We start from the raw sequence: 282 nt of genomic DNA on the forward strand, positions 1-282 counted from the left end.
CGGGTTCACAGCGCGCGCTGTCGCGGACGGATTTGGGGCTGCCGAAGCGTCGTTGCTTATTATGTCACCGTGAAGCCAAGGATTGCGCGCGTTCACGGCGGCATTCAGTGGCTGAGCTACAGCAAAAGATTGCGGCGATGTACATGAAGGAATTTGGTGAACGCGGATGAATACACGTGATTTAGATTATTTTCGGGCGTTAGTTGATTGCCAAAATTATACGATGGTCGCCAAGCAGTTTGCGGTCTCACAACCGGCAGTGACTCAAGCAATTCATCGGTT

At 51.8% G+C, this 282-nt stretch carries 2 protein-coding genes; both read left to right on the forward strand.

Going from position 1 to position 282, the window contains the following annotated elements:
* The first annotated feature begins 17 nt into the window (after positions 1-17).
* The gene (locus MN204_RS21600; RefSeq protein ID WP_368858689.1) at positions 18-170 is read left to right on the forward strand and encodes a citrate lyase holo-[acyl-carrier protein] synthase; all 153 of its coding nucleotides are present in this window, start codon (positions 18-20) and stop codon (positions 168-170) included.
* The coding region (locus MN204_RS21605; RefSeq protein ID WP_368858690.1) for a LysR family transcriptional regulator at positions 167-282 on the forward strand (116 nt) is incomplete at its 3' end. The genes MN204_RS21600 and MN204_RS21605, both read left to right, overlap by 4 nt.

Source organism: Oceanobacillus saliphilus, from assembly GCF_023522835.1.
Classification (GTDB): Bacteria; Bacillota; Bacilli; order Bacillales; family Amphibacillaceae; genus Oceanobacillus; species Oceanobacillus saliphilus.